This is a genomic window from Brevibacillus brevis (genome assembly GCF_022026395.1).
In the GTDB taxonomy this organism is placed as follows: domain Bacteria; phylum Bacillota; class Bacilli; order Brevibacillales; family Brevibacillaceae; genus Brevibacillus.
On the sequence record NZ_CP041767.1, the window covers coordinates 4,234,631 to 4,260,098 of the forward strand.

Here is a 25,468-nt window from a genome sequence, read left to right on the forward strand (position 1 = left end):
AAAATCATTTATTCAATCGCTAAATTATGAACGTTTTATCGTTTCTGCTATACTCGTTGATTCATAAACAAAAGCCCTCCCCGTTCAGGGAGAGCTTCTGTGTTGCTCGTGCAAATTATGAGGTTTTCCATTTCGCCAATTCAGAAGGGAATTTGTCATTCAACACTTTGATATAGGTACCCTTCATTCCTAACGAACGGGATTCCAGTACACCCGCGCTTGCCAACTTGCGAAGAGCGTTCACGATGACAGATCGTGTCAGACCTGCTTGATCTGCAAGCTGACTAGCTACCAGCAAACCTTCGCGTGCATCCAATTGCTCCATAATTTTTTCAATCGCGATCTGTTCGCTGTAGGACAACGAAGAGAGTGCGATTTTGGCAAATGTTTTGTCACGGACTTCATTTTCAATCTGTTCTGTGCGCTGACGAACGATTTTCATACCGATTACGGTAGCACCGATCTCGCCCAAAATCAGATCTTCTGTTTCAAACTGACCGTAAGCACGCAGCAGGACGAGTGTGCCAAGACGGCTTCCCCCTGCATTGATAGGAACAATCGTCGTCATCATTTGCGGGAAGATCGAATTCAACTCTTTTGGAACCAGGCTGTACGGGCTGGTAACCGGCTCGTTGGCCAAGGTTTGTGACACTTCCAGCAGCTTCTGATGTACACCTTCCTGCAGTTGCGTGGATGAACGCCCCTCTTCTTGCAGGGAGATCTCCTGATTCATTCCACTTCCCAGGATCGAGCCATCTGCGGTAATGATGTAAACATTTGCAGAAATCACTTCAGATAAAAGCCTTGCGAGATCTTGGAAACCTACTCCGCTACCACCCATTGTTTTTTGAAGCATCACATTAATTTTTCTCGTTTTTTCTAACAAATTCATAATAATATCCTCCTCTGGATTCTTCATGCTCACAGTATTGTCAGAAAAATCCAGCCCTATACATGCAAATCGAAAAAGTAGAAAGAGAATTGTGTACAGGAATGGAGGTAGAAGCCTCGACTATCGTAGGCGTTGGCGATGGTAAAACCTCCAAAAAGAAAAAAGGCTGGCAGAGTGGTTATTTTCACTCCGTCAGGCCTTTTTTGAATCACACTCTAGCGAAGCTGCTGCTTAATGAGCGCTTCAATCGCTTCGGCAATGACATGCGTATGTTTGTTCACGTCTGCATTCGTTAAGCGGAAACGAATATAGCGTTCATCGAGATTAAACGCTTCTTCAAATGCTCCCATAAAGCCGCGCGCACGTTTGTCCAGTTCCAATAAAACTTCCAATTCGCCATCACGAAGGAAGAAGACTACTTCGAGCTCCTCCAATTGGCTGCGATATGGCCCTGTTGGACGGAATTCAAATTCCTGTACAAACGGATGGTTGCGACCAAGGTGGCGATTGTATTCGCAGTCTACCTTATACAGCTGGAATCCGATCTGTTGAACAGCATCCAACACTTTGGTCATTAACGGATGTGGGCGAACCTCGATGAAATCGGAATCCCCTGGGTCAATCGCATTTTTAATATCGAGACCTGTCCGCAAGTAAACGGGTTGACGCCCCATTGTCAATGGCGTCTCATAAGGCAATTGAAAAGCGAATGGCAGAACGGTTTCTTCTTTCGGTTTCAATTGTACCCGCTCAGACAAACGATATTTGACAAGTGTGCATTCTTCCTTCGTCTTGTTATCGTTGATTTCTCTTTCATAGTGTGTAACGACATACATGTAGATTTCGTCGATTTCCTGGGCCACATCTCCTCCCTTGATATGGACTTCACCTCTGACCATATCGCCGGGAATGAGTGAATCCTGCTCAAGACGTGCATCTACTTGGGCAGAGCCAATACCTACACTAGCCAACAATTTTTTGAACATGGACATGCGTTCGCCTCTCCTTTATACCGACCCAGACCTATATGATCCGGCTATCAGATATTCTATATAGAAATATACGGCGGAAGAAATAGAAAGTTTCGCGCAATCTTTTGCCAAACATCATCGGGTATAACGTCCGCTGTCACGAACACATGCAGCGTTCTACTAATCACAACCGTTTTGATTCGTACCTCCACGGTCGTTCGATCTGACAAAATATATTCGCGGCGTCGCAGCATTTCATGCAAGACCTGATGGACCTCTGCAACCTGTTCAACCTTCTTCCCTTTTAACGAAGCGAGATCCTTTTCCACGCGATCGACTACTTGAACCACAATGGTGGCATGAAGCGGCTGCTTCTGATCGGCAGTGAGAACAGAGGCGCGTACGTCTTCGATAACGGTCTCTTGCTTTTTGCGATAAACCCGCTGATTTTGCTTCAGCTCCAGATTTTCCTCGTACAGTTTTTTGTTTTGCAGTTCCAAGCTTTTTTTGATCAGCATCATCTGCTCCATCTCGCGTCCGTATGTAAATAAAATCACGGTTCCGCCCAACACGCACCCCATGAGCAAAAGAGCGAGGTAACGTTTCCAAAGAATTACCTTCATGAGCGCACCTGTACCAGCCAATGCACGCAAATCGTTCCGATATGGGCACCCAAGAATGCAACGACGATCATAACAAGCTGTTTAAAGACCGGAGTCAAATTTCCCATCAGTATTTTTTCGATCTGCAAAAACGAATCAAATGTTCCGCCCAATGCCCCAACCAATCCCCATATTTTGAGCTGGTCAGCCAATTGGGCCATCGATAACAGAGGAGGCTTTTCCGTGAGAAATGCGCCCACCCCACCTGAAAGAGCGCCGCCGACCACAATGCCATAAGCCACAAAAAACGTCAAAATGACTTGTGCCATGATGTGCTTCATCCTTTCTTCGAACAAGCAGCATATGCTTATCCCTACGCTCGTCGTCCCGGTTTTATAACAGGACTTGACAGCGTTCCAAATAAAAAGCGGCATGCTATATTGGGCAGCATGCCGGATCAATCAGCGTTGGTTCCTTCTCCATTTCTTCAATTTCTTTTCAATGCTAGGCGAGTTCATGATCATGAGATCCGTAAACAGGTTAACCATTTTCGGATTGCGCAGCATCTGGTTAAAAACCTCTGGATTTTGCTTGAACCATTGCTCATTGGCACGAATCCATTTCTTGAAAGCGTCGTTTGTTTTGTAATAGTGATTCAATTGCCGAACCGGTCGACGATATCCACTCATCTTAATCTATCCCTTCGTCAAAAAATATAACGAGGAGAAAAACGATCACGATGATCCAGATGATTACTTCGAAACCTTCCTCGTTGAAGAAACCAAATCCTCTCACGTCAAATCCCCCCTTCATCCTGCCGCGCTCCTCGCACCATTCCATACGCCCATGGTACCTTTCCCTATAGGTATATGTCGTTCCACGCTTGTTGGATTGGACGCTTGCCTGCCTTCATATTAATTTTGTGTGCTGGCCTACTTTGTTGTGAAAAACGACGCATAGGGACAATCCTTTTCCACTCATACTAGAGAGGACTGAAGCAAAGAGGAGACGAACATGATAGCCTCTACTGGATCTCTGTTACGCAACAAGTCTTACTTGTTGTTACTGCTAGTCGTCTTTTTCATGCACATGGCCTCTTACCTGGTCATTCCCGTCTTCCCAGTCTTTTTGCAAAAGGTACGGGTTCTTTCACTCTCCCAAGTCGGCATCATTTTGGCAGCGGGAAGCATCACATACCAAATCGGAAGCTTGGCAGGCGGCTTGATGTCAGATCGCTGGGGCAAACGCTCTATCCTAGCCTTAGGGGCATTCCTTCAAGGATGTGCCATGGCAGGCTATCACTTCAGCCATTCCTATGGTTTCTTCTTGTTATTTTCCGCTGTCAACGGCTTGGGTCTTGGCCTGCTCGCTCCTACCATTAAAGCCATGATCGCAGATGAAGTGGATGAGAGCCAAAGAACTGCTGCCTTCTCGTGGAGAGGGATACTCGCTCACAGCGGGATTATTGTCGCAGGCTTGATCATTACATGGATGACTGCGGGTGGGAAACAGCCATTTCTCGTGGCTGCCTTTGTGTACGGAGCACTTGCTGTCTTTTCTCGCTCCATCCTTCCCGATGATCGCTGTGTCGGAACAGATTGCAAGCAAACGCCGATCAAGGAGTATCGTCACATCTTGACCCATCGCAGCTTTCTGCTTTTTTCCGTGATCTCGCTCTTGATCTGGTCGCTTTACGCTCAATTCGCCATGATCCTGCCGCTGCGGGGAGAACATGTCCTGCATTCCGCTACGATGATTGGTCTCATTTGGACGATCAACTCGCTCAGTGTCGTCGTCTTTCAAGGGTTGATCTCACGTTTTGTACTACAGCGCATCAATCCGTACTTGTCCGTCACAATGGGAACGATCTTGTTAGGTGCAGGGCTAACACTCATGGGATGGGCAAACCACTTCCTCACACTGTGCGGGGCTGCGATTCTTTTCATTTTGGGCGAGATGCTGTTTATGCCGATGCTGGACAGTCTCGTCACCCATTTCGCAAAAGAAGAATGGCTGGGGGCGTACTTTGGCTTTTCCAATTTCGTCTCTGGTCTTGGGACAGCTCTTGGGACGGGATTGGGTGGAGCGATGGTTGAAAAGCTAGGGGGGGTCGGCAGCATCAATCCGTGGATTGGCTATGGAGTGATTACACTGTTTTTGGCGGCTATTCTTGGTCTGTTTGCCCTATACGCCATTCCTCGCCACAAAAATGCTGTACTTGACTCCCCCTCAAAAACTCCCAGAAAGGAAGGGGCCACATGAACGTAGAGGAAAACGCACAGCCTCAACTCGAAAAGCAGATGGAAGTGCTTCGGCGAGTGCCGCTCACCTCCCTATTCATCCAACTGGAGGACCATGTATCCTCCCGCATTCGCCAAAAAACAAATTCGCCTTGGCAGCCATGGCTCTAAGAAAGGGGTAGTTACATGACCAAGCAAAACAAGGATTCCTCTGTACAGCAAAATCGACCAGACGAACGCAATCGCCAGCCCAAAAACGTTCAAAACGATGCGCCGGGCTATGGAGACAAAAAACTGGAGGGGCCAAATCGTCCTTCCACCTAACCCTTCGGCAACCAATGAAAAAAGTCATTTTGCGCCTTCATTCAAGGGCAAAATGACTTTTTTCGTTTCCTTTACGCAATCGGTACGAGCTTGTACGGCAAAGAAAATTCTTCTAATCTGTCCAAAAATGCTTGGCGGGACTTTTCATCGGGCGTAATGAGTTGGAGATAGCGTGTGAAGTAAAACACGATTCGATCTTCTTTGCCCTCCTTCAAGCGATAGTGTGACAGCTGTGCGATGTCCGTCAGGTTGTAGAAGTATTCATAGTGCTCCTGTGTAAAAGGCGCATGAAAGATCCGGCTGACAACTACACCATTGCTCTGATTTTCCCGCATGTTCTCTTTTGTTGCCCCAAGAAAACGAAGCAGTTCACCGGCACGCTTCGCCCCGACCTTTTCCACCAGTAGGCTGTCGTTGTATTCCACTTCCAGATCGGTCAATTTGTTGGAAACGGCTGCAAGCATTGCCATCAACACCTTGCGCACTGCCAGATTCTCCGTAGCAAATTGGTTGTCAAACACATTAAATTCAAAGGACGTAGCTTCGCCCTGACGCCGTGTATACAATATGATCGCGTTCAAAAGCATTCCTCCGCTTTCTACTCACTCAACGATATTCTCCGTACCAATTTATCTAGGCAAAATAGATTCCCACGTCGCACGATCCAGCTTGCGAATGACACTGAACAAGAGACGCTTGGCTGCCTCGTAATCCTCACGATCAATGATCGATGCATGGCTGTGAATGTAACGGGACGGAATTCCAATAACGGCAGACGGCACTCCCTTGCCATGGTACTGAACGACACCTGCATCCGTCCCGCCTTTTGCTACATAAATCTGGTATGGAATGTTCTCTTCTTCGCACGTGGAGATAAGAAGCTCACGCAATCCTACCGGCATGACGTACATCGGATCGTAGATGCGCATCAACAGTCCACCGCCGAGCTTGCCGCCATCATCTTTTACCCCTGGTATGTCTGTGGCTGGACTCGCATCCAATGCCAGGAACAAATCCGGATCAATGGACGCAGCGGCAGTTTTCGCACCGCGCTGCCCAGCCAATTCTTCCTGTACAGTAGCCCCGACGTAGACGACATTCGGATGATTTGGGTTTTCATGCAGCTCTTTTGCGAGCTCCACTGCCAAACTGCAACCATAGCGATTATCCCATGCTTTAGCCATGATACGGCGCGGATTGGCCATGACCTGCAACGGGCAAACCGGTACGATTTGCTGGCCAGCCCGTATTCCTGCCAGTTCGGCTTCCTCTCGTGAATCCACGCCGATATCAATGTACATGTTGCGTACATCCATCGGACGATTACGCTGATCGTCGCTCAAGACATGCGGCGGGATCGAGCTGATTACGCCTTCGACTGGCCCATTGTCCGTAATAATATGTACACGTTGTGCGAGCAGGACCTGCCCCCACCAGCCTCCCAGCGTCTGAAATGAAATAAATCCTTTATCTGAAATTCGGGTCACCATGAAGCCGACTTCGTCCATGTGACCCGCTACCATAATTTTGGGACCGTTCTCGTCACCACGCATAACGCCAAAAATACTGCCCAGATTGTCGTACATGAGTTCACTCGTATAGCTGCTTATGTATTCTCGCATAATCTCGCGTACCGGACCTTCGAAGCCAGGCGCTCCTGGTGCCTGCGTCAAACGGTTCCACAGTTCAGCTTGAAATTTATTTTCCATCGCCAAAAATCCTCCTCGACCCTAGTTTCATGCCAGTTAACCTTCTCTATTATCCGCGAGAGAGAATTCAGACGCAACTACCTCCAAGCAGGAATGCAAGATCTTGTCCCGAATGAAGAAAAAACACGAATCGTTTTGAGGGGGAAAAAGCAGATGGCAATCACATTGCGAAAGTTGACCGAATTCAGTGAAATTGAGCAATTAGAAGGAATGGAAGGAAAAATATGGGACCCTTCTAGTGCTATTCCTCACCATATGACACTCACGATGCAAAAGTTTGGCGGTCTGTTTTTAGGGGCATTCGATGGCGAGGAAATGATCGGCTTCTTGTACAGCTTCCCGGGCTTTACCAACGGAGAACCCCATCTTTGTTCGCACATGCTCGGCTTTTTGCCAGAGTATCGCAAGCAAGGGCTAGGTGTACAAATGAAATGGCTGCAAAAGGAAGAAGCGGCAGCAGCAGGCTATTCCAAAATTACATGGACGTACGACCCGCTTGAGACGGTAAACGGTGTTCTGAACATCGCCAAGCTCGGCGGAATTGTTCGAACCTATTTGCCAAACTGCTACGGAGAGCTCGATGACGACTTTAATCGCGGACTGCCGACAGACCGTTTCCTCGTGGAATGGATGATCGGAAGCGATCGTGTGGAATCCCGTCAGGCAGGAAAGAACCTTATTCCCTCTTTAGAACAGGCGCCAGACCTGTTGCGTCTGGAAATCAAGAATGGTATTCCATATCCTGTCGAAATCGACTTGTCACGCGAAGAGCCTATCGTGCTGCTGCCTGTCCCTGCCTTCTTCCAGGATGTTAAACGAGCTGATATGACCGTCGCTTCCATGTGGCGAGAGATGACCCGCGAATTGTTTACGGTCTATTTTGCCAAAGGTTATGTCGTTACGAATATCATCCGAGATGAATCCATCGTTCGTTACGTCTTAGAAAAGCAGCCGTTGACTGATATTTTAGGTGTCTCATCCTCTCTATCCTAGCTAGAATTGCGCGCCGGGTGCGCAGGTTGTGGTAAAATGGTGGTTGCCCAACCCTACACAACAAAGGACGAGAATGAAATGAATCCATCACAATACAAGTATGACGTTATCATCATCGGCGGCGGCCCCTCTGGGCTGATGTCTGCTATTGCTGCTTCTGGCCAAGGAGCAAGAGTTTGTCTCGTGGAAAAAGGCTCAAAGCTCGGACGCAAGCTCATCATATCTGGCGGCGGTCGTTGCAATGTAACCAATGCGAAGGAACAAGATGAATTGATCAAACAAATGCCGGGTAATGGCCGCTTCATGTACAGTGCTCTCACCCAATTCGGCAACCGAGAGATTATCCAGTTTTTTGAGGAGTTGGGGGTCTCGTTAAAAGAAGAGGATCGCGGTCGCATGTTTCCGGTCACAGATAAAGCCGTTACAGTCGCCCAAGCGTTGATTGATTTGTTGAAGCAAAGAGGTGCCAGTATTCATTTAAATGCCCCTGTAAAAGAAGTTCTCTATTCGGAAGGCAGAGTCGGTGGCATCATGCTCCAGTCTGGTGAAAAAATTACCGCGCCTTGTGTGATTATTGCCGTTGGGGGTTGTTCTGTACCACAGACAGGATCTACAGGCGATGGCTATGCTTGGGCGAAAACAGCCGGGCATACAATCACAGAACTGTATCCTACTGAAGTACCGCTTACAGCCAATGACTCTTTTATTCGCGATAAATCGATCCAGGGTCTGTCGCTGCGTGACATCACGATGACGTTGTACGCGCCCAATGGGAAAAAGATAAATACACAGGAAGGCGACATGATCTTCACTCATTTCGGAATATCAGGCCCCGCCTCTCTGCGCATGGGACATTATGTCTCTGTGTCGCAACGAAAATACGGAGCGGTTCCTCTATCTCTGACGATCGATCTCATGCCTGACAAAACAGCCGAGGAAATCATGTCGGAAAGCTGGCAACTGATCGAGGAACAGCCAAAAAAGGCAGTAAAAAATGCAATCAAAGGCTTCCTGCCTGAACGGATTATCCCACTCTTGCTTGCCATGGCAGGAATTTCGGATGAAACGACCTACAGCCATATGAAGAAACAGGAGTGGAGCAAGTTCACGAGCTTGATCAAAGCTTTTCCACTTACCATTACGGGGACGCTCTCTCTCGAGGAAGCGTTCATTACAGGTGGCGGTGTGAGTGTAAAAGAGATCGATCCACGTACGATGAGATCCAAACTCATGGATGGGTTATATTTTGCTGGAGAGGTCATGGACGTCCACGCCCATACCGGCGGCTACAACATCACCATCGCCTTTTCGTCTGGCCATTCTGCAGGTACGCATAGTGCGCAGGAAGCATTTGAATTTTTTTACGAGAATGACGTTTAGGTTATGAAGGATTGGGGAAACTATGAATCAGGTTCTCTTTTCATGAAAAGAGAAATCAGCACATTACTCCCCCCTAGTTGTAATGTGCTGGTTTAACAGACCTTACTCCCTTTATCTTCCTAGATGGGGCATCGCCTGCGTGAGCGATGCTTCTTTTTTTTGCCCACCAAAAAGCACCGGCTACAAAAGACGGCAAGTCCATCTTTTCATAGCAGGTGCTTTATCATTGATTATCGGTTTATCCAACAAGGCGGAACAAATACGCAAATCCAGCGAGCAAAAAGCCTAGGCCCAACAGAAAGAACGTATTGGCACGCTGCTTGACGCGCCTTTCGTCTCCCTGAAAATAAGCGTTCATCCGCGATTGCCAACGTTTTGTCCGCGGCTGCACCATGACGAGTATGCCAACTGCCAGTAAGAAGAGAGGAAAGACCATCATCTGGCTCATCCCTTTTTCTTACGACGGAGAAGCCAACCGTTGTCATCTTCGGTTGGTGCGCCTTCGATTACCAGACGTGCCTCCTCCGCAAGCTGGTAGGCTTCTGCGAAAGCCAGTTGTCGAAATGATATCTCTGCCTTCGTCAACAAATCATTGACCTGGCGATTTTGGCGACGATAACGGTTTGTATACTGAATGGCACCCTCTGCCATCTGACAAGTTGTGATAATCCGTTCTGCCATCCGCTCTGTTTCGCCGACCAAATCACTCGCGTCCTGGATCAACATGGCCACCTCTTCCAGATCATAGCGGTACTGTTCCATGATCATTTGCACGCGGCCCAACGTTTGCACGACTTCTTCAAACATGTATTTCAATTGATCCGGAATGCCCGGCAAGTAGCTGCGCTTGATTTGCTGACGGAGTCGGACTAATGTGTTAGAAATTCGCTCCAGTTCATCCAGCGCATCGTCTTCCGTTTCGATGACCAAATACGCTTGCTCTTCTTCTTCCAGAATCATCTCTTCCTGTTCAGGCTGACTCTTCGGCATGACCAGTTCATACTCTTCTTCTTCGTACACAGGCTCCTCCGCTTTGGCTGCTGGAGCTGGCTTTTGTGCTTTTTTATTGAAAAGCTGAGGAATTGCTTGCAACAACACGGAACGTTCAGCTTCACTCAGCTCAGAGGCTTTTCCTCGAACCGCTTGCTCTTCCTCCACTTTCGTCTGCTGGAAAGGCGTCGGCTTTGCAGGATCTTCTTCGCTGTTAGAATGCGCGGTCTCGCTAGCCAGAGTCGGCTCAGGTGTACGAATCTCCGGCTCCACAGGCGCGGATGTCGCAGCTACTTGCTGTAGGGAATCATCCTGTTCCGCCTCTCCTACCTCTGCTCTCTTTTCTTCCTGCACAAATTCTTTTTCATCCTTACCTTGATTCACTTCTGCTTGTGGTTCCGATTCAACTTCTGCATACACCGTCGCTGCGGCTTCATCACGAGCAAGAACACCATCTTCTATCGCTTGATACGTCGCATCAATGAGCACTTCGAACGCTTTGACATGGGTCAACACCATTTCCAGGCTTCCCTCTTCCAAAGCGCTCTTCGCAGACATGACCAATTGCTTTGCCTGCAAAAGAGCATTGTCAAAGGAATCCTGCTTTAATTGAAAGCCGTCACGAACGGCCTGCTCAATTCCTTCCTCCAGATGCTTGAATTCTTCCGGCAATTCCTTTTTCACGCGTTGCACAAGCTTTGGAATGAGCTCCATCGCTTGTCCTACCTGCTCCAAGACTTGCTGAGCTTTTTGTGTGGTTTCGTAGGCGGCAATGTCATCCCCTGCCGCCCGCGCTGTTTTCACGAGTTTTCGCATCGTGTCTACTTCATCCAGCGATGCTTTCAATTCATGGAAAGACAATCCGTACTCCAAGCGCAAATCGGACAAGCGTCGTTCCATCTGTTCCACTTGTTTTCCGATCTCAGGAACAACAACCTTGTTTTCTTGCTTGGTAACGGCCACTTTGGAAGTGTCAGTTTTCAGCTCATCAAGCTCTTCTTCAATTTTTGAAATGGCCTCTCTCGCCTCATTCAGCATGCCAAGTGCCAATGTAAAACGGAAACGATCGCAAGCCTCTTCTGCATCGAGAATCATCATTTCCACATCTGGGATGCGAATGCGCAGCAGGTTTTCTTTTTTGTCAGCCAAGTGGTGGTAACGTACTTCTGTCATGCCGCTGGAACGGCGAAGCGGTTTTTCCACCTCAATGACATTGATCTTCTCAACGAGCTCTTCCTTCCAATCCTCTACATCGTCTACTTGGGCAAAAATAGCACGACGTCTGATCATTGCGTAAATCAAACCGATCGATAGCCCAGCAAATACCGCACCAACCAGATAGATCCACCAGGGAATCCCTCCGAGTGTGCTACTGCTTTCGCTCTCTCCCGCTTTACTAGCGTCGGTCGCATCCGGTTTTGCTGTTGCTTGCTTGCTTTCAATACGGCTAAGCTCCCTGTTTACTTCCGCGATTACAGTTTGTATACCGGTCAAATACTGCTTTTGTGTGCGGAATGCGTCATAAAAAGACGCGATCTTTTCATGCAGCATTGCCATCGTGGCACCTTTTTCCTGCAATGAAGGACCGGCATAAATCCCCAGCTGCTCGGTGTTCATGTCAAGTACGATCATCAGTGCATCATCGGCCAAATTGTAATTGTCAAACAGCTTTTGCGCGTAAATATCTGGAGATTCAGCTTCCGGTGCAGTGCTTTCCACTACCACGACTTTGTAGCTGCCGGGTATCCCGTTCAAAGAATTTGCAAAGGCCGTTCTGTCTTCTTTTTTCAAATAGTTGTCAGCGTCCTGAACAACTTCGTCTTTTTTATCTGGAAACGGCGTTGCATAAGCCGGATTCGTATATAACAACATGCCTGCCAAACAGAGCATGAATAGTTTTCGTTTCACTTGTCATACATCCCCTTACTAGAATCATTCATTGGGAGAGGCCACGCCTAAGCGGGCAGCAAAGAACCTCGCAGATAACACATAATCGAGGTTTGCAGCCATTGGACGAAATCCTCGGAAGATGGCTCCAGATCATAGACCTGGCGAACCATTTGTGGTTGCAAAAATGGATATATCATCTGGCTCGTCATAGCCAGTACTGTACGATCAATAGAGACGGGCAAAAACTCACCCGAGACGACACCGCCCTCGATCACACGCGAAAGCCCGTGCTTCCATCGGCTCATATACAGTGTCATCACTTCACGTGCAAGCATGGATTCTACGCTCAGCTCACGGTGAATCAAACGTGTGATAGGCGCATGCTCACATTGAAATTGCAAATACAGCTGCACAACTTGTTCCAATCGTTGATAGGCAGGGATGTTTTCCTGCTCGTTTTCCAGTTCTTCCAAAAGGCGAAACAACGTCTCAAAGTAGGAAGCAATCAGCGTCTCCAGGACTCCTTGCTTCCCTTCAAAGTGATAGGAAATCAGCGCGGAATTTACTTGAGCAACAGAGGCAATTTGTCTTACGGAGGTTCCTTTGTAGCCATGAACATCAAAAAGCTTCGCTGCTGCGGATAAAATACGCATTTTCGTCTGATCCATCAGGCATCTTTCCCATTGTACAGATTATTCGACGAAAAAAGATAGTCTTGTTGTAAGTTCGACAATGTTTTCCATGATTCCTTCTCACAATGCTGATTCCACCGAAAAAAACCGCTACCGCATAGATTTTCTTCCACATAAGAAGTACGTAAAAAGTATCGAGTACGTTACCTTATCTTTTTAATTTTCCCTGACAGAAAAAAGACGCTCCTGTCTGTTTTGCAAGAGGAACGTCTCACTTGATTACTCTTACTTCCTATTTGCTTTTTTCCGTTGGAGCTATGATGGGGGCTACCGTTCCATATTGCTGCAAATATGTTTCTACTTGCGTATGCTCTTTTACACGCTGATCGTTCAAATCGTACGAAGATCGGATTGACATCGTCATGTTCGTGGGGAGCATCGTTTTTTTGTTGTAGTGAATCGTGTACTCTGCCTCCACCTCCATCTGGTTCACGAGCTCGTTTACGTCCACCTTCTTCTTGGACTGAATCGTGGGTCCGGAATGATGGGCAGGCGTTCCTCTCCAATTGCCTTCCGAGAGTGACATCGCTATCTTCAGCTTCGGTATGTAGGGTTTTTCTCGCCCTGCTATCGATTGGACTTTTGCTCCCGACTTTGTTTGTTCTTGCATTTGGGTAACAAGCCAGCTCTTTAGTTTGGCAGAATCCAATACCACTCCGATCGCCTCAAAATCGTCTTTTGGATTGTCATCAGGCAACATCCGGACGTTTCGTTTCATATCGTCTATTTGCTGAAACGAAGCAATGGGGTTCCAGTTGTTCATTTCTTGATGCAGGGCCGGACTATCTCCTGCAACATGGTTCCAGCCTTCGTTTTGTCCATCCTTGGTGTACAGCTTGTCCCCTTGGCTGAGCAAGGATAGGTTGTCCACTCTGTTTTCCTCTGGTACGGAGAGCTTCACGTTCATGTAAACAGCCTCTCCGTCTTTTCTTCCCGAAAAGTTAACCATGTTCGCATTGGCACTGTTCGCCGTCAACAGCTTGGTTTGGCCGTAGAACGCATACGATTTTTGTGCATCGAACTTGTCACGCACCTGCTCAAACGTTGTATTCGCATCCTGCTTCACTCTCATTTGGTTACAGCCACCCACAGCAACTGTACACGCTAGAGCCATCACGCAAATGGGCCAATACTTCTGCATCGATGCTACCCTCCCTCGGTTACCCTTAGGTCAGCCTCATGTGAGGTCCCAGGGTAATAGTCCCTTTTAGCGTTTCCGGGGAGGAATAGGCTTATTCTACTTGCAAGCCTCTCTTGCGCGATTAGGTTTTACAGGTGGTAATACAAGACTCGATCCTGCTCTCTCACTTCAATCTGATGGAGAATCATCAACAAATCGATGTGCCCCAATGTCTCGGATAGCGTTAATGGCAATTCTTTTTGGTACAAGCCCGGAAATAAGAGAGCATTCAGTTCAAAAGCTGTCTTTTCTCCATCTGCAAGAAGCCTGCGGAGCATGTCTGTTCTCTCCCAGTTCTTTTGCAGACGAGTGAGTATGAGCTCTCGATGATTGTAAACCGGTTCACCGTGTCCACTCAGGACTTGTTCGATCTCCATGTCCGCACACATTTGCAGCGCTGTGCGGTATTGGATCAAAGTCAGTGGTCTTGTACTCGTACGATTCCGGGGTGGTTCAATAAACGCATTGGATGAAATGCGCTTAATGATATGGTCTCCACCAATCATGACTTGATCCTTTGCCCGATACAACGACAGATGGCTTTGGCTGTGTCCCGGCGTATACAGTACTTGCCAGTCCTCCAGGTACGGCACCTTTTGCTCATGCTTCAGATGAAAGTCAATCTGGCTTGGCGCAGAAAACGTCTTCATCAGCTTGTGGAATTTCGAGATAATGACCATCATTTTTTCTGGCACACCGCTCTGGATGTACAGCTCTTCGAAAAACTGATCATGAAAAGTCATAAACTGCTCATCCTGCTGTACATAAGGTGTTGCCTGCGGATGGGCAAATGTCTTCGCTCCCGATCGCTCCCGTACTTTTTCTAACTGCCCGCAATGATCCACATGATGATGCGTCAGTATGACTTGATCGATCTCTTGCACGCTTACCCCAACCGATTCTAAGCCTTCTGTTAAGGCCACCCACGCAGCGTCGGTCAATGGGCCCACATCAACTAAGGTCAAGCGCTCCCCTTTTAGCAAGTAAACGTTTACTGCCCCCACATCAAAAGGAGTAGGTATTTCCAGACAATAAATATCAGGTGCTACTTGCATCGCGATCCTTTGCTTGCCATCATTTGTTGTCATTTTTTATCTACCTCTCAAGTTTTTTGCCTTTTTTTCCGAAAAGAGAAAAGAGCCATTGTTTTGGCTCTAGGCGAGAACAACTTGATTTCTACCTGAATTTTTGGCTTCATACAAAGCTATATCTGCTTGATGGAACAGCGCTTCTACACTCAGGTTTACATCCATCTCCCTGCTCCATTTCGCTAGTCCGCAGGAGATCGTGACCTGTGGAGACGTCTCCTGCTCGACGCATTCCCGTATGCGCTCTGCCACGGAATGCGCGGTGTTTTTGTCCACACGCGGCAAATAAACAGCGAGTTCCTCTCCGCCCCATCTTGCCGCGATATCACTGTCTCGAATGCTATGTCGAATCAGATTGGAGACCTGAATCAGTACCTCGTCCCCTACCTGATGACCAAACGTATCATTCACGTTCTTAAAATAATCAATATCGATCAAGATCAACGAGCCATTGTTGTCTTTTTGTAATGATCCTCTTACTCGTTCATTCAAATGTCTTCTCGTGTACAGACCTGTCAAATTATCCGTAATGACCATTCGTTCCATTTCATTATGCAGGACCGCGTTGGTCATTGCCAAGCTCGCGTGCTGGCCAAAGATTTCGAGGAGTTTGTAGTCGTCAAAACTAAAAAAATGATAACGGGAATCTGCGACTAAAAGGACTCCACTAATCTCACCTTCAACAACGAGTGGAACCCCCATGAAGGAACAGCACGAAAAGAGCGAAAAAGGAAGCGGTCCTGCCCCTGGCTGAGCAAGCAACAATGCCTGCTTGTTTTGCAAGATTTGCTGAAATGGCTTTTCATTAGAATTGATAGCCTGGCCATTGAATGCTGGTATGGAGGAAGAGAGCACATCGAAGCAATCTTCTCCTGGCGTTTTTCGCAAAATAGCACAAAACTCCGCATCAAAAGTAGCCCGCATCATTGTCGTAACAAAATCGAGAATTTCCTTTAAATCAAGACTTCTGTTCAACTGGCGTGCCATCTCATTAATCAAACGCAATTCTCGAATTAAATTGCGCGATTGCTGATAGAGCTGTGCGTTTTCAAACGCAGTGCCAGCAGTATCCGCCAAGATCGAGATGTAATCCTTTTCATGCTGATTCAAGGTGATTCGCTGATCGGATGTCACTTGCAAAACTCCGTAGATGCCTTGCTTGCCCAAGAGCGGCGCTGCGATCACCGTCACCTGTTGCTCCCCTTCTCCCACTTCTTCGGCAATGAGACGTCCTTCCAAATAGGCCTTGGTACTGGTTGACGGCTCTACTTCTTGAAAAGATAGCTGTTTGACCGGGGTGGTTGCATTGGGTTCAACCGTCAGGAAAAGCTCTGCTGACAAGTACGGATAAAGGCTGGGAATGCTCGTCACGATTTCATGCAAAACATCATTCACATCAATCGATGCCTGAATCTTAGACATCAACTGATACAACAAGTCTTTTTTGCTCGCTTCACGACGCAGGTCGTCCGACATGATCGAACGCCAAAGCGCAACGCTTGCCTTCGCGCCTACTTCCTGCAAAAAAGCTACATCCCGTTCATCGTACACGCAATCTGTTTCTTCGGGTGGCAGATGCAAAAACAATGCGTAGAGCGGCGTTTGGTTCAAGGAGACAGGCACGACGACAAGCCTGTGGTCATCCAAAATGGATGGCATGATTGGCGCCGTACCGAATCTCGAAACCAGTTGGGCAATGTGGGTTTGTCCACCTTCGGCCACTTGCGTTGTTACGCTCTCCTGTGGAATCAATGTGGCATTGTCAGCGAGCTTAACGACCGAACAATAGCCTTTTTGGATAATGTCACTAATCTGACCCGTCAAGCTTTGCAGCAGCTCTTTGGCCGTATCATGCAGCGTCAAATCCATGACAATCTGGCTGGTCACGTGTTGAATATAAGCATCATATCCCATGCGAATCAACGGCTCTAGCCCGCGCATGTAGGATGACAAATCGAAGTGGATCTGATCTGTGGGCGCTATTATGCCAATGACAGCTCGAACCCTTCCATCTTCTTCACACAAAGGAAAGGCTCCACACACATTATTTGTTTCACTTCTCGTTTTGACTACGATCTCTTTGGAAGAAAGTGCCTCTACAACAAAATCAAAGACTTTACCAATCGATACATCGTGTTGCAGGGTAAGCCCTTGAGAATTCCGAGATGGACCAACCTGCATTTCCATGAAGTTGATTACGCGGCCCCCGGAATCTGTCAAGAAAAGGATGCCTGGGCGCTTTTCCGGCCAAGATTGTAAGATAAAATGGGCCGTGTAGGAAAAGACCGTCTCTAACTTCCCCAACATTTTACTTGACACGAGAAACTCCCTCTCTCAGCATTTTCTCAAGCTTTCAAATGGTCTGTATCATTAACGGATAGAACTTCCCACCTGCGATCTACATACCGAAATATCGTAATACCGGTATTATCGATACGTGTAATCCCCGTTCCTTGTTCTCCTACCGTCACATAATGCAAGAAGCTATTAATGAGACCGCCATGCGAGACAACGACAATCGCCTCACCTGGATGACTTCCTGCTATTTCTGTCATGGCAGCTACCGCTCGACGCTGCATGTCTTCGAATGTCTCGATTCCACAGGAGGCCTCATCCTGATTCTCAAATCGCTCACGTATTTCTTCATAGGTGAGCCCCTCCCACTCCCCATAGCAGCGCTCTCGCAAGGTTGGCCGCGTTGAAACAGAGGATTGGAAGTTATCAGCAATCTTGGCAGCCGTATCGCGCGCACGACTAAGATCACTCGAATAAAAAGCGTGAATCGTCTCGCCTTGGAACCTGTCTGCTACTTGCTCGGCCTGGCGTACCCCGAGCTCGTTCAATGCGATGTCACTGTGGCCTTGTATACGGCGAACCTGATTCCACTCCGTCTCTCCATGACGAATGAGATACATGATGGTTTCCAAAACGATTTATCTCCTTACCGTTCTGTATTCTTATGGATAGTATTTCTTATTATATAAGATGCATGTTCACAATTCTAGATTGATAAAAAAACATTTGGTACAAAATTCCTATATTTCATTCCTTTCTGCAAATACCGGGAGCTTTTTTTCATGGATTTGAACTGAAACGAACTTTTACTTCCCCTCGTCAGAGGTGATAAGAAGAATATGACATCGTTGGAGGGGTTCCTATGAAACCGTGGATCATTCGGTCTAGCTCATTTGTTCTATCTGCCAGTCTGTTGCTGCCTGTCGCACAAGCGCATGCACAATCACCTCATGTGAGTACCAATAATATGGCGACTACTGTGTCACAAGCAGACTCCGTGGCACAAGCCAAAGCAAAGCTCTCCAAGGAAGCTGCCTTGGCACTCGCTACAAAAATAGTGCCTACCGCCGGGATGACAGTGCAAGATGTATCATTTCGTTCAGCGGATAGCTGGCGCCCATTTCCTGAATGGTCGTTTAGTTGGGTGAAGAAAAATCCGGAAAACGGCAAAGTCCTTCTATCATATAGCGTCAGTATCCACGCCAATACAGGCGAGCTGACTTCCTATTCGCGTCATGAGCAGGGAGCATCCTCGCTTCCCTATGCTAAGCGAATTTCCTACACGGAGGCGCAAGAGCAGGCGAAGCGTTTTTTGGAGAAAAACAATGCAGGAAAAGCAGCGGAAACAAGATTATATACTCGCGACATGCCAGAGCCAAAAACTCCGCTGAACGCAGAAGTCTTCTATAATTTCCGTTTTGTTCGTGACGTGGATGGCATTCTCTTTCCCGACAACGGCGCAGAAATCACCGTAGATGCTTCCGGTACTGTGACCAACTATTCTCTGTCCTGGAACGACGTGACTTTCGAGGATACGGATACGAAAATCTCAGAGGACGAAGCCGAGAAACTGTTTAAAGAACAAGCGAATCCAAAACCAGTTTACCTGCTGCCGTGGGAGCGAATGGAGACGCAAAACAACAAGCCATCCCTAGGTTATATGAATCCCTTCACCTTTTATATTGATGCGGAGACTGGCAAAGCAATGACACAATCGTTGACCTCGTATCAAGCACCGAAAGATCCTGAGCCTGTAAGCAGCAAAGTCCTTCCTGCACGCCGCAGCGGACAACCGCTCTCCCAAGAGGAAGCTGTACAATGGGCATTGAAAACATTGAATTTGTCCAACTACGAGCTTCGTTCTGCCAATTACAATGAAAAAGACTTCCGTGGCAATCGCCCTGTCTGGGATCTCGAATTCGGCGAAAAAGGCAATAGCGAAGACGGATTTGCGTATGTCTCCGTGGATGCTGTAACCGGCGACATCTACCGATTGAACAAGGACTTCCGCGGCCATAAAGAAAAAACAACCGCTACTAAAAAACCAGATATGGAAAAATTCAAAGCAAAAGCGATGGAAGCGATTCGCGAACTGGCTCCAACCATGGCCCACCAGCTTTACTGGACAGAACGTATTGAGGAAGAAAATCAACCCGTTGTTGATTCCGAGCGGACGCAGATCCGATTTGAGCGTTTTATCAATGGAATTGCTGCAGCTAGCGGCTCTGCCCATTTCACGTTTGATATAGAAACAGGCGATCTGCTGAATTACAGCGCTGATTTGGGCAACGAAACATACCCGACACAAGTTCCCAAGCACCTGCCTGCTGCCGAAGCGAGCGAGAAGTGGTGGACCGAGACAAAAGCAGAGGAAGTATACGCCCTCGTCCCTCTTACTCCTGAGGATGCCAAACGCGCAAAAGAGCAGCCTTCCTACACACCGAAGCGAACCGCCAAGATCGTTTATCGGGCGACCATTACGCCATTTGAGCAGCCGTATTACCTTGACGCTGTAACAGGCGAGTGGAGCTCCACCTCTACTGGCAAAACGATTGCACTGCATCGTCCGGCTCCTGCCGATTTGGAAGGACATCCAGCAGAGAAGGAACTTTTGCTGATGTATGAATACGACGCACTTACACTTGAAAACGGTAATATTATGCCGCAAAAACCGATCACACGTGGCGAAATGATTGAGATGCTCATGATCAGTCTCAATCAAGGCAGAAACTATCCACAGTACTCTCTGGAACGCAAGGCCACCTATAGCGATGTGGCAAATGGCTCCCGCTTCTTCTCAGCCGTGGAAGGTGCTGTTGATCGCGGACTTCTCGATAAAAATGCTTCCAAGCTGAACCCAAATGAGACGATTACACGTGAAGAGCTCGCGGATATGATTGTTCGTGCACTCGGTTACAAAAAACTGACGGACTTCCCTGGCATGTTTCAATCCGGGCTCTCAGACATTGCCAATTCGAAGTACCGCGGTTCGATCATTATCGCGACTACACTCGGTATTGTGCCGACCGATAAGCAGAAGTTCCAGCCGCAGAGCCTCGTCCCTCGTGCCGATGCAGCCATTACCTTTACCCGTTTCCTCGAAAAACGGGATAATCCAGACGGTCCGGTTACTTTGTTGCGAAAATAAAACCCAAAAAGCGCCATCCATCCCACTTCTTGCGGCGGATGGTGCGCTTCTTTCCCCTTGACTTTACTATGACGCGCCTAGTATTATTGAATGTATGTGTACAGGGTAGCATTGATTGTAGGTAAAAACGGAAGGATGTACCCTCTTAGTTCCCTCCCTTTACAGACTGCGGCTGATCATCTGTGAGGAGCACGATGCGGAAACGCTACCGTCCGAAGTTCGTGTAGATAAAGTAGGAACTAACCTGCCGGAAGTAAACACCTGCGAATCCATATTAAAGGAGAATGAAAACATGTCACGTTACACAGGACCTCGTCACAAACTGGCTCGTCGTCTGGGTATTTCCCTCGATGGTACAGGAAAAGACATCAAACGCAACTTCCCTCCAGGTCAACACGGTCACAACAACCGTCGTAAACTGAGCGAGTACGGAATCCAGTTGCAAGAAAAGCAAAAACTGCGCCACATGTTTGGCCTTAACGAAAAACAATTCCGCCGCACTTTCGACAATGCTAGCAAAATGGCTGGCGTAGTGGGCGAAAACTTCATGAAATTGCTGGAATCCCGCCTGGACAACCTGGTATACCGCATGGGCTTTGCTCCAACTCGCCCAGCTGCTCGTCAGTTGGTAAACCATGGTCACTTCCTGGTAAACGGCAAAAAAGTAAACATCCCATCCTACCGCGTACAACCGGGTGATGTAATCTCCATTCGTGAAAAGTCCCGTGGTCTGCAACTGATCAAGGACGCTCTGGAAAGCCGCACTTTCCTGCCGAACTACGTTACATTCAACGATGCTGCTGCTGAAGGTACCTTCACTCGTCTGCCAGACCGTGAAGAAATGCCAGCTGAAATCAACGAAGTTCTGATCGTTGAGTTCTACAGCCGTTAATCGTCTGAGGATAAAAAGAAAAAGAGTAGTGCCGCTTGTCGGCCTGCTCTTTTTTTATGTATTTGCTTTACGCCACGCTTTCTCCAGCTCCAACACCTCTCGGATGAATTCATCTTTCTGATTGCTGTGTTCAATTGTCTCCTCCTATGAAATCTATTTTCTCATCCCACTCTATAAGCTTAATAATGTCTGTAAAACGCAATCAATCACATGCCGTTGACAACTTCCAACGTTTTTTGACACATTTTGCTATCTCCTGCGCATTTTCTATCCTCTAGGTTCCTCGTATGGTATAATCAGGGGGTATGCTAGGGGGTCGTAGATTATGTCGAATAACCACACATCTTCCTCTGAACCGACGAAGAAAAAGCGACGCAGAAGCCGCGGTAGAACGTTCTGGATCATCTTCCAAATCGTCTTCGTGCTAGGGCTTATGGGAGCTGCAGTCGCGGGAGGAATCGTGACAGGTTATGTTGCCGCACTCGTGAAGGACGAGCCTGTGCGCAGCAAGGAGGAACTGGAGAATAAAATCTTCACCAACTATCTGACTGGATTCGCCTACTACAACGACGGCTCTCTGATTGGCCAATTGCGGGCCGAAGAAGGCGATCGACGTTTAGTGAAGAAAGCAGACGTTTCTCCCTATTTGATTAATGCCATCATCGCAACTGAAGACAAAACCTACTACCACCACTCTGGAGTTTCGCTTCAATCTACCATGCGCGGAGCGATTCAGGAAATTACCAACCAGCCTGTCGTCACAGGTGGTAGTACGATTACACAGCAGCTTGTAAAAAATACAATCCTTTCTGCTGAAGTTAGCCACACCCGTAAGGCCCGTGAAATCTTTACCGCGATTCGAATCGAGCGCATGTTTTCCAAAGATCAGATTCTGGAAGCCTACATGAACGAAATTTACTTCGGAAAAAACGCCAACGGATCAAACGTATACGGCGTTCAGGCTGCCGCAAAAGGGATTTTTGGCAAAGATGTAAAAGAGCTGGGGCTCGCTGAGGGCTCATATCTTGCGGGCATGATTCAAAACCCAGGTGCCTACTCTCCGTTCCGTGCAGAAAGCTATCAGCGCGGGAAGGAACGCCAAGAAATGGTGTTGGATCGCATGCTGGAAAATGGCTACATCACACAAACCCAATACGATGGAGCTCTCGCCAGTGATTTGAAGGCACAGCTAGCAAAACCGACGCAGCAAGCTTATCGGGAAGTACCATTCTTGATGATGGAAATTGAAGATCGTGCCGCACGTCAACTTGTGGATGCAGACCTCTTGGAAAAAGGACGAGACAAATCAACCATCGGCCGCAACGAATACCGACAGCTCGTTGAAGAGAAACGTCGCGACATACTGCGAAAAGGGTACAAAATACATACCACAATCGACAAGAGCGTATATGACATCATGCAGGCTGTTGCAGCCGATCCGAAAAACTTCGGTAAGAATCGCACCTATACGATTCGCCGCTCTAACGGCAAAACAGAGAAAATCGAAAATGCTCTGGAAGAAGTCGGCGCAATGCTGATTCACAACAAAACAGGAGCCATCCTCGGCATGATCGGGGGACGTGACTTCAAGGTGGAACAGACAAACCACGCCACTGTACCTCGTCAGCCTGGTTCGGCCATGAAGCCACTTGCCGCTTATGCTCCTGCTTTTGAACTGGGATTGCTCCAGCCAGCATCCCCAATCGATGATGCTCCCGTGCTACTCGCTGACGGCCAGAACGGTTCTCATTTACCTAAGAACTGGAACAACAAATGGCAAGGGATGATGAGTGCCCGCGAAGCGCTGCGGATGTCCTGGAACATTCCGGCGATCAAGACGTATTTGAAAGTTGGCATTCCAACGGCTCTCGAATACGTAAAGAAAATGGGAATCACTACATTGGTAGAGGCTGACAACTATGCAGCAACTGGTGTAATTGGCGGTCTTACCTACGGAACAACTGTTGAGGAAATTACAAACGCCTATGGGACATTCGCAAATCACGGTTCTTTCGTGGATGCCTATCTGATTGACCGAATTGAAGATAGCACCGGAAAAGTCATTTACCGACATGAGACTAAACCAGTGCAAGTGTACAGCGAGCAAACAGCATACTTGATCACGGATATGATGCGTTCCGTTGTCAATAACGGTACAGGCACACACATCCGCAAATACGTGCCGCGCAAAGTTGATGTGGCAGGTAAAACCGGAACAACGAACAACAGCAACGACCTCTATTTCGTCGGTTACACGCCAGAGCTGTCCATGGGGGTATGGGTTGGCTTTGACGAGCCATATCCAATGCCAGACGCGGACAAATATGTTCCGATGGTCGTATGGGGTAAGGTCATGAAGGATGTCATTGCGAAGCATCCGAACCTTTCACCTCCTGATTCCACCTTTAAAAAGCCGGCAGGAATTGTCAGCGCGACTGTTGACTCGAAATCAGGTCTTTTGCCAAGTGAGCTTTCGAAAGAAGCTGGCCATTTGATCACTGATTTGTTCAACAGCAAATTCGTTCCGAGGAAGGTGGACGATACCCACCAAAAAGCACGCGTCATTACTTATAATGGCCAACGGTATTTGGCGAAGGAAGGGACACCTGAAGATTTTGTTACTGAAGGCGTCTTCTACCGCTCACCTGATCCGCTTCCTACCAAGGAGCAAATTCAAGCGAAAAACAGCAGAGTCGCCACCCAACCACCAGATTGGGAGCAGCGTCTGCCTGACAGGGAAGATCCTCGCACAGAGACAGGTGGCGCACCATCTTCGCCAAGCGGTGTAACAGCTACAGGCTCAGGCAAGCAAGTTACGCTTACGTGGCAGTCAGCCAAAGAAGCTGACTTGGTCGGTTATCGCATCTACCGTGCTGATGTTCAGAACGGCTTTGTCAAAGTAGCGACTGTGAAAGATCCATCGGAATTGACTTTTGCCGATACGACTGCAATCCATCGAGATTTAGGCTATTATGTCACTTCTGTGGATATCGCCGGCCATGAATCGCAGCCTTCCGCAATCGCTTCTGTCGGTTCATCACAGACATGGCAGTTGCCTGATCCAAATCAAGGTTCGGAAACAGGCATCCCGAATCCGATAAACAATAACGGGAATGGTCAAACAGATCCAGGCGGAACGGAGACGAACCCAGCAGATGGATCAGGAGGCACGAATACAAACACAGATTCCACTTCACTACCTGCTGCTCCAAAATCCTTGTCTATCAAAAATACACCTAACGGTTGGCAGCTAAAGTGGAACGGAAGCAGCTCGTCTGAGCAGATGTACAACGTATATTTCAGCCCTGACTCAGCAAGCGGCTATTTGCTACTCGGCACCGTCTCTAGCACAAGCTTTACACACGCGGCAGAAGTACCGAATGGCAGCAACTATTACATTACCGCAGTCAACAGTTACGGAGAATCGCCACATTCTAACATCGTAACTGCCAACACCACAGAATAAACTGGAATGACAACTGACAGAGATGGTTAGACGCCATCTCTGTTTTTCTACAAACGTAAGGGGGGGAACTGATGGAGCACGTCAAACGCTATCATTCATTGAGCCTAATGGTGAACAACAAGGAGCTGCTCGTCGAAGGACCGATTACAGGAAGTTATCTAGCCTCATTACGCTTCGATGAAGGACTGAAAGCTTTTCGTATCCCTGAACAGCAACACGAAGCTCTCATCGAAATCGCTGATTTGCCTGAAGGGCGCATTATTATTGCACGCGAAGGAGACCTCGTCCTCGGCTACGTGACCTTTCTGCACCCCGATCCACTGGAGCGATGGTCACAAGCCCAACTGCCTGATTTGCTGGAGCTGGGCGCGATTGAAATCAGTCATAAAGTGAGAGCAGGTGGCGTAGGCAAAAAGCTGCTGGAAGTCGCCTTCTTGGACGACGCCATGGAAGACTACGTCATTATTACAACGGAGTATTATTGGCATTGGGACCTGAAAGGAACAGGACTCGATGTATGGCAATACAGAAAGGTCATGGAAAAGGTCATGGGCAGCGCAGGCCTGAGCTGGATGGCGACAGACGACCCGGAAATATGCTCACATCCTGCCAACTGTCTAATGGCCAAAATCGGCAAGCGTGTACCGCCAGAAACAATCGTTGCCTTTGATGCTATGCGGTTTCAAAATCGTTTTCTTTACTAGTTTGGATGCCTT

The 25,468-nt window shown here is 47.9% G+C and carries 23 protein-coding genes; 9 read left to right on the forward strand and 14 right to left on the reverse strand.

Annotated features, from left to right (window positions below; genetic code table 11):
- Positions 1–115: 115 nt before the first annotated feature.
- The 5 genes from codY to FO446_RS20175 all read right to left on the reverse strand — a co-directional run bounded on the left by codY (position 116) and on the right by FO446_RS20175 (position 3,154).
- A complete protein-coding gene (gene codY / locus FO446_RS20155; protein WP_016742124.1) occupies positions 116–892 on the reverse strand; it encodes a GTP-sensing pleiotropic transcriptional regulator CodY in 777 nt (258 codons plus the stop codon).
- 215 nt (positions 893–1,107) lie between these two features.
- Complete coding sequence (locus FO446_RS20160; RefSeq protein WP_173612367.1) at positions 1,108–1,884, reverse strand: sporulation protein; 777 nt, start codon at positions 1,882–1,884, stop codon at positions 1,108–1,110.
- A 56-nt stretch (positions 1,885–1,940) separates the two neighbouring features.
- The gene (locus tag FO446_RS20165) at positions 1,941–2,486 is read right to left on the reverse strand and encodes a sporulation membrane protein YtrI (protein ID WP_007720889.1); all 546 of its coding nucleotides are present in this window, start codon (positions 2,484–2,486) and stop codon (positions 1,941–1,943) included.
- Positions 2,483–2,794, reverse strand: a complete 312-nt coding sequence (locus FO446_RS20170) for a YtrH family sporulation protein (RefSeq protein WP_007720892.1) — start codon at positions 2,792–2,794, stop codon at positions 2,483–2,485. Before FO446_RS20170 ends, FO446_RS20165 begins: the two co-directional genes overlap by 4 nt.
- A gap of 132 nt (positions 2,795–2,926) precedes the next feature.
- A complete protein-coding gene (locus FO446_RS20175; protein ID WP_173612368.1) occupies positions 2,927–3,154 on the reverse strand; it encodes a hypothetical protein in 228 nt (75 codons plus the stop codon).
- A 325-nt stretch (positions 3,155–3,479) separates the two neighbouring features.
- Between FO446_RS20175 and FO446_RS20180 the strand changes: the two genes are divergently transcribed.
- From FO446_RS20180 to FO446_RS20190, 3 genes are read left to right on the forward strand one after another with little or no spacing between them, the layout of a single operon-like run.
- Positions 3,480–4,727, forward strand: a complete 1,248-nt coding sequence (locus FO446_RS20180; RefSeq protein WP_237898924.1) for an MFS transporter — start codon at positions 3,480–3,482, stop codon at positions 4,725–4,727.
- Positions 4,724–4,876, forward strand: a complete 153-nt coding sequence (locus FO446_RS20185) for a hypothetical protein (RefSeq protein WP_221868168.1) — start codon at positions 4,724–4,726, stop codon at positions 4,874–4,876. Before FO446_RS20180 ends, FO446_RS20185 begins: the two co-directional genes overlap by 4 nt.
- A gap of 15 nt (positions 4,877–4,891) precedes the next feature.
- A complete protein-coding gene (locus FO446_RS20190) occupies positions 4,892–5,029 on the forward strand; it encodes a hypothetical protein (RefSeq protein ID WP_167402441.1) in 138 nt (45 codons plus the stop codon).
- Positions 5,030–5,100: 71 nt separating this feature from the next.
- On the opposite strand, the gene FO446_RS20195 is transcribed toward FO446_RS20190, so the two are convergent.
- Both FO446_RS20195 and FO446_RS20200 read right to left on the reverse strand, forming a co-directional pair.
- Positions 5,101–5,616, reverse strand: coding sequence for a hypothetical protein (locus tag FO446_RS20195; RefSeq protein WP_173612371.1), 516 nt, complete (start codon positions 5,614–5,616; stop codon positions 5,101–5,103).
- A gap of 42 nt (positions 5,617–5,658) precedes the next feature.
- On the reverse strand, positions 5,659–6,738 hold the full coding sequence (locus FO446_RS20200) for a M42 family metallopeptidase (protein WP_221868167.1): 1,080 nt from the start codon (positions 6,736–6,738) through the stop codon (positions 5,659–5,661).
- Positions 6,739–6,891: 153 nt separating this feature from the next.
- On the opposite strand from FO446_RS20200, the gene FO446_RS20205 reads away from it, so the two are divergent.
- Positions 6,892–7,731, forward strand: a complete 840-nt coding sequence (locus tag FO446_RS20205; RefSeq protein WP_232773849.1) for a GNAT family N-acetyltransferase — start codon at positions 6,892–6,894, stop codon at positions 7,729–7,731.
- A 78-nt stretch (positions 7,732–7,809) separates the two neighbouring features.
- On the forward strand, positions 7,810–9,111 hold the full coding sequence (locus tag FO446_RS20210) for a BaiN/RdsA family NAD(P)/FAD-dependent oxidoreductase (RefSeq protein ID WP_221868165.1): 1,302 nt from the start codon (positions 7,810–7,812) through the stop codon (positions 9,109–9,111).
- A 238-nt stretch (positions 9,112–9,349) separates the two neighbouring features.
- Here FO446_RS20210 and FO446_RS20215 read toward each other — a convergent pair whose 3' ends face one another.
- From FO446_RS20215 to FO446_RS20245, 7 genes are all read right to left on the reverse strand, one after another.
- Positions 9,350–9,559 (reverse strand): hypothetical protein, encoded by a 210-nt coding sequence (locus FO446_RS20215; protein WP_173612375.1) that lies wholly within the window; start codon positions 9,557–9,559, stop codon positions 9,350–9,352.
- Positions 9,556–12,009, reverse strand: coding sequence for a septation ring formation regulator EzrA (locus FO446_RS20220; protein WP_173612376.1), 2,454 nt, complete (start codon positions 12,007–12,009; stop codon positions 9,556–9,558). Before FO446_RS20220 ends, FO446_RS20215 begins: the two co-directional genes overlap by 4 nt.
- Positions 12,010–12,056: 47 nt before the next feature.
- Positions 12,057–12,659 (reverse strand): forespore capture DNA-binding protein RefZ, encoded by a 603-nt coding sequence (gene refZ / locus FO446_RS20225; RefSeq protein WP_173612377.1) that lies wholly within the window; start codon positions 12,657–12,659, stop codon positions 12,057–12,059.
- Between the two features lie 256 nt (positions 12,660–12,915).
- Positions 12,916–13,824: a hypothetical protein gene (locus FO446_RS20230; protein ID WP_173612378.1), complete on the reverse strand. Its 909-nt coding sequence runs from the start codon at positions 13,822–13,824 to the stop codon at positions 12,916–12,918.
- 128 nt (positions 13,825–13,952) lie between these two features.
- A complete protein-coding gene (locus tag FO446_RS20235) occupies positions 13,953–14,951 on the reverse strand; it encodes an MBL fold metallo-hydrolase (RefSeq protein ID WP_173612379.1) in 999 nt (332 codons plus the stop codon).
- A gap of 66 nt (positions 14,952–15,017) precedes the next feature.
- Positions 15,018–17,258 (reverse strand): sensor domain-containing diguanylate cyclase, encoded by a 2,241-nt coding sequence (locus FO446_RS20240; protein ID WP_330873255.1) that lies wholly within the window; start codon positions 17,256–17,258, stop codon positions 15,018–15,020.
- A 38-nt stretch (positions 17,259–17,296) separates the two neighbouring features.
- A complete protein-coding gene (locus FO446_RS20245; RefSeq protein WP_173612380.1) occupies positions 17,297–17,878 on the reverse strand; it encodes a histidine phosphatase family protein in 582 nt (193 codons plus the stop codon).
- A 230-nt stretch (positions 17,879–18,108) separates the two neighbouring features.
- Between FO446_RS20245 and FO446_RS20250 the strand changes: the two genes are divergently transcribed.
- The 4 genes from FO446_RS20250 (at position 18,109) to FO446_RS20265 (ending at position 25,456) form a co-directional block, all read left to right on the forward strand.
- Positions 18,109–20,394 (forward strand): YcdB/YcdC domain-containing protein, encoded by a 2,286-nt coding sequence (locus FO446_RS20250; RefSeq protein WP_173612381.1) that lies wholly within the window; start codon positions 18,109–18,111, stop codon positions 20,392–20,394.
- A 292-nt stretch (positions 20,395–20,686) separates the two neighbouring features.
- Positions 20,687–21,286, forward strand: a complete 600-nt coding sequence (gene rpsD, locus FO446_RS20255) for a 30S ribosomal protein S4 (RefSeq protein ID WP_016742106.1) — start codon at positions 20,687–20,689, stop codon at positions 21,284–21,286.
- 325 nt (positions 21,287–21,611) lie between these two features.
- A complete protein-coding gene (locus FO446_RS20260) occupies positions 21,612–24,752 on the forward strand; it encodes a penicillin-binding protein 1A (protein ID WP_237898928.1) in 3,141 nt (1,046 codons plus the stop codon).
- A gap of 71 nt (positions 24,753–24,823) precedes the next feature.
- Positions 24,824–25,456: an N-acetyltransferase gene (locus FO446_RS20265; protein ID WP_173612383.1), complete on the forward strand. Its 633-nt coding sequence runs from the start codon at positions 24,824–24,826 to the stop codon at positions 25,454–25,456.
- The last annotated feature ends 12 nt before the right edge of the window (positions 25,457–25,468 follow it).

Excerpts from the sequence above, each read along its gene's own strand:
- FO446_RS20265 (WP_173612383.1), top strand. The coding sequence starts at position 24,824 with ATGGAGCACGTCAAACGCTATCATTCATTGAGCCTAATGGTGAACAAC.
- FO446_RS20235 (WP_173612379.1), bottom strand. The coding sequence starts at position 14,951 with ATGACAACAAATGATGGCAAGCAAAGGATCGCGATGCAAGTAGCACCT.
- rpsD (WP_016742106.1), top strand. The coding sequence starts at position 20,687 with ATGTCACGTTACACAGGACCTCGTCACAAACTGGCTCGTCGTCTGGGT.
- FO446_RS20195 (WP_173612371.1), bottom strand. The coding sequence starts at position 5,616 with ATGCTTTTGAACGCGATCATATTGTATACACGGCGTCAGGGCGAAGCT.
- FO446_RS20190 (WP_167402441.1), top strand. The coding sequence starts at position 4,892 with ATGACCAAGCAAAACAAGGATTCCTCTGTACAGCAAAATCGACCAGAC.
- FO446_RS20170 (WP_007720892.1), bottom strand. The coding sequence starts at position 2,794 with ATGGCACAAGTCATTTTGACGTTTTTTGTGGCTTATGGCATTGTGGTC.
- refZ (WP_173612377.1), bottom strand. The coding sequence starts at position 12,659 with ATGGATCAGACGAAAATGCGTATTTTATCCGCAGCAGCGAAGCTTTTT.
- FO446_RS20240 (WP_330873255.1), bottom strand. The coding sequence starts at position 17,258 with ATGTTGGGGAAGTTAGAGACGGTCTTTTCCTACACGGCCCATTTTATC.
- FO446_RS20205 (WP_232773849.1), top strand. The coding sequence starts at position 6,892 with ATGGCAATCACATTGCGAAAGTTGACCGAATTCAGTGAAATTGAGCAA.
- FO446_RS20260 (WP_237898928.1), top strand. The coding sequence starts at position 21,612 with ATGTCGAATAACCACACATCTTCCTCTGAACCGACGAAGAAAAAGCGA.
- FO446_RS20210 (WP_221868165.1), top strand. The coding sequence starts at position 7,810 with ATGAATCCATCACAATACAAGTATGACGTTATCATCATCGGCGGCGGC.
- FO446_RS20160 (WP_173612367.1), bottom strand. The coding sequence starts at position 1,884 with ATGTCCATGTTCAAAAAATTGTTGGCTAGTGTAGGTATTGGCTCTGCC.
- codY (WP_016742124.1), bottom strand. The coding sequence starts at position 892 with ATGAATTTGTTAGAAAAAACGAGAAAAATTAATGTGATGCTTCAAAAA.
- FO446_RS20165 (WP_007720889.1), bottom strand. The coding sequence starts at position 2,486 with ATGAAGGTAATTCTTTGGAAACGTTACCTCGCTCTTTTGCTCATGGGG.
- FO446_RS20180 (WP_237898924.1), top strand. The coding sequence starts at position 3,480 with ATGATAGCCTCTACTGGATCTCTGTTACGCAACAAGTCTTACTTGTTG.
- FO446_RS20230 (WP_173612378.1), bottom strand. The coding sequence starts at position 13,824 with ATGCAGAAGTATTGGCCCATTTGCGTGATGGCTCTAGCGTGTACAGTT.
- FO446_RS20185 (WP_221868168.1), top strand. The coding sequence starts at position 4,724 with ATGAACGTAGAGGAAAACGCACAGCCTCAACTCGAAAAGCAGATGGAA.
- FO446_RS20200 (WP_221868167.1), bottom strand. The coding sequence starts at position 6,738 with ATGGAAAATAAATTTCAAGCTGAACTGTGGAACCGTTTGACGCAGGCA.
- FO446_RS20250 (WP_173612381.1), top strand. The coding sequence starts at position 18,109 with ATGAAACCGTGGATCATTCGGTCTAGCTCATTTGTTCTATCTGCCAGT.
- FO446_RS20215 (WP_173612375.1), bottom strand. The coding sequence starts at position 9,559 with ATGAGCCAGATGATGGTCTTTCCTCTCTTCTTACTGGCAGTTGGCATA.
- FO446_RS20175 (WP_173612368.1), bottom strand. The coding sequence starts at position 3,154 with ATGAGTGGATATCGTCGACCGGTTCGGCAATTGAATCACTATTACAAA.